The organism is Micromonospora sp. ATA51 (assembly GCF_016802855.1).
In the GTDB taxonomy this organism is placed as follows: Bacteria; Actinomycetota; Actinomycetes; order Mycobacteriales; family Micromonosporaceae; genus Micromonospora; species Micromonospora sicca.
This window is the reverse complement of record NZ_JAEVHJ010000522.1, coordinates 1-2,804: the sequence shown is the minus strand read 5'-3', so window position 1 is coordinate 2,804 and position 2,804 is coordinate 1. Positions and strand designations below refer to the sequence as shown.

Annotated in this window: 3 protein-coding genes and 2 pseudogenes; 4 read left to right on the top strand and 1 reads right to left on the bottom strand. The window is 74.8% G+C overall.

Features of this window, described 5'->3' with window-relative positions:
• Positions 1–39: 39 nt before the first annotated feature.
• Positions 40–222 (top strand): annotated as a pseudogene (locus JNW87_RS37100) (helix-turn-helix domain-containing protein); the annotation flags it as partial.
• Between the two features lie 21 nt (positions 223–243).
• Here the strand turns inward: JNW87_RS37100 and JNW87_RS37095 are convergent.
• Entirely contained in the window at positions 244–642 is a 399-nt protein-coding gene (locus JNW87_RS37095; RefSeq protein WP_109804337.1) for a VOC family protein, read from the bottom strand.
• Positions 643–825: 183 nt separating this feature from the next.
• Here JNW87_RS37095 and JNW87_RS37090 point away from each other — a divergent pair, with 183 nt between their 5' ends.
• The 3 genes and pseudogenes from JNW87_RS37090 to JNW87_RS37080 form a co-directional block, all read left to right on the top strand.
• Entirely contained in the window at positions 826–975 is a 150-nt protein-coding gene (locus tag JNW87_RS37090; protein ID WP_165439974.1) for a hypothetical protein, read from the top strand.
• A 17-nt stretch (positions 976–992) separates the two neighbouring features.
• Positions 993–2,402, top strand: a complete 1,410-nt coding sequence (locus JNW87_RS37085) for a class I SAM-dependent methyltransferase (RefSeq protein WP_109804332.1) — start codon at positions 993–995, stop codon at positions 2,400–2,402.
• A 7-nt stretch (positions 2,403–2,409) separates the two neighbouring features.
• Positions 2,410–2,804, top strand: a pseudogene (locus JNW87_RS37080) (sulfatase); the annotation flags it as partial.

Below are 2,804 nucleotides of genomic sequence, written 5' to 3'. Positions count from 1 at the left end.
CCACCACCATGTCGCCGCCGTCGACGGTGACGGCCATCTGGTCTACTCCCGCCGGGTCGCCAACGACGAGACCGCCCTCCTGACGGTCATGGCCGAGGTCTGGCCCTGGCCCGCACCGGCACGCCACTCGCGGAGGCGGCGGCTCGCGCCGGCTACGCCGACCAGGCCCACCTCACCCGCGAGGTGCGGGAGTTGGCCGGGATGCCACCCACCCGGCTGCTGGGAGCTGACCGGCCGGGCGGGTCAGCGGGATGTCAGGGGTGCGAACAGGTCCACGCCGTTGCCGTCCGGGTCGTGCAGGACCGCGTACCGCTGGCCCCAGAAGGCGTCCCAGGGCGCCAGGTGGCCGTGGTGTCCCGCCCCGGTCAGCTCGGCGTACCAGCGGTCGACCTCGGCCGGGTCGGCGCAGCGGAACGCCAGGTTCGCCCGGGGGCTTCCGGTGGGCGCCGTCCAGTGCGGATCGAAGCCGCGGATCATGTCGACGGTGTCCCAGGCCAGCCGGACACCGCTGTCCAGGGTGATTTCCACGTGCGACTCGCGCTCCGCGCCGGGCGGGATCGCCAGCCCCAGCCGGCGGTAGAAGTCCAGGGTGCGTGCCATGTCGGTGACGGCCATGCCGATCAGGTCGAAGTGAGGTGTCATGGCGGTCACGGTAGGGGCGGACGGGGCCGGTCGTCTTGAACGGAACGGACGTGGGCGCAGTGACCCGTGTGGCCTTCACGACCGGCCCGCGCGGCGTACGGTGTCAAGGAGACAAGTCCGGCTTAAACGGCTAAATGCCTCGTCGCGGCCGGCCTCCATGACGGCGAGGGAAGGGAGCAGCCGGTGATGCACCTGGCCTACCTGGACGCGGGGTCCGGCAGCCTGATCGTGCAGGCGGTGGTCGGTGGGGTGGCCGGAGCGGCGGTGGCGGCCAAGCTCTACTGGCGGCGGCTGGTCGCCCGGTTCCGCCGTCAGCCCACCGACCAGCGCTGAACGGGCCGGCAGCGGCGATGACCCACCCCGACACCGGCCTCCGGGCCGACCCCGGATCCTTCCGCGACCCGACCAACCGGGTCTTCCACCGCGACGGCGAGGTGCTGCGCGGTCTCGACGACCGGGCGACCGCGGACTGGCGGGCCCTGGCGGGCAGCGGCTTCTTCCGTGCCCTGCTGACCGAGGGGAAGGTCTGCGGCACCGAGGAGGTCGCCGCCACGCCGCCCTGGTCCGCGACGCTCCGCCACGAGCGCATCCCCTTCGTCTCACACCCCTACGAGTGGTCGTTCGGCATGCTGCGGGACGCCGCGCTGCTGCACCTGGACGTGCTGCGGGCGGCGCTCGACGGCGGGTTCACCACCAAGGACGGCTCGGCGTACAACCTCCAGTGGCGGGGCGCCGCGCCGGTCTTCATCGACGTCGGTTCCTTCGAGCCGCTCCGCGAGGGCGAGCCGTGGGCCGGGTACCGGCAGTTCTGCCAGACACTGCTCTATCCGTTGCTGCTCCAGGCCCACCTGGGCGTCGACTTCCAGCCCTGGCTGCGCGCCCGGGTCGACGGAATCGAGCCGGACCAGATGCGCCGGTTCTTCGGCGGCGCCCGCCGGCTGCTGCCCGGCGTGCTCACCCACGTGCACCTGCACGGCGCGATGCAGCGGCGCAACTCGCGTGCCACCACGACCGACGTGCGGGCCCAACTGCGCGACGCCGGGTACTCCCGGGAGCTGGCGGCGGCGACCGTCCGCGGCATCGAGAAGCTGGTCCGCCGGCTGGACCGCCCGCCGGGCGGCAGCCACTGGTCGGACTACCAGCGCACCTGCGGCTACTCGGCGCAGGACCGGCTGGCCAAGGAGCGGTTCGTCGAGGAGGCGGTGGCCGGCGTGGACACCCCGGCGCTGGCGCTCGACCTGGGCGCCAACGACGGCCGGTACGCCCGGATCGCCGCCCGGCACGCCGGGTACGTGGTCGCGGTCGAGCAGGAACCGGCGGTGGTCGACGCGCTCTACCGGGCGCTGCGGGCGGAGGGCCAGCGGCGGATCCTGCCGCTGGTGATGGACCTCGCCGACCCCTCGCCCGGCGGCGGCTGGCGCGGCGTCGAGCGCGCCGGCTTCGCCGACCGGACCCGGGCCGACGTGGTGCTCGCCCTGGCCGTGGTGCACCACCTGGCGATCGGGCGGAACGTGCCGCTGGCGGCGGTGGTCGACCAGCTCGCGAACCTGGGCGCGCCCGGCGCGGCGCTGGTGGTCGAGTTCGTCCACCCCGAGGACCCGATGGCCCGCCGGCTGCTGGCCAACAAGCCGGACGGGCTGTTCCCCGACTACCGGCGGGACGCCTTCGAGCGGCTGCTCGCGGCGCGCTGCCGGATCATCCGGCGCGCGGAACTGCCGTCGGGCACCCGGACGCTCTACCAGGCGGTGGTGGGTGGCTGAGGGCACGCTGGCGCCGCCCGACCTCCGACCCGTACCGTCCGCCCCGGCGCGACCGGGTCGGCCCCGGCGGGCGGAGCTGGGCCGGCTCCTCGAGCTGGTCGCCCTGGTCGGGCTGGTGGTCACCCAGCCGCTGCTGGACGTGCTCGGCCGCAGCCCCGACTTCTTCCTGTTCCACCGCGCCTCGCGGGCCGACATCCTGCTCCTGGTGGCGCTGATCGCCATCGCGCCGACCCTGCCGTTCGCGCTGCTCGGCGCGGTCAGCCTGCTGGCCGGGCGGACCACCCGGGCGGCGGTGCACACGCTGCTCGTCGGGCTGCTGCTGGCCGCCCTCGCCGTGCAGGTCGGGCGGCACGGCACGCCGCTGCGGGGCGTACCGCTGCGTGCTGGTCGCCGCCTGGCCGC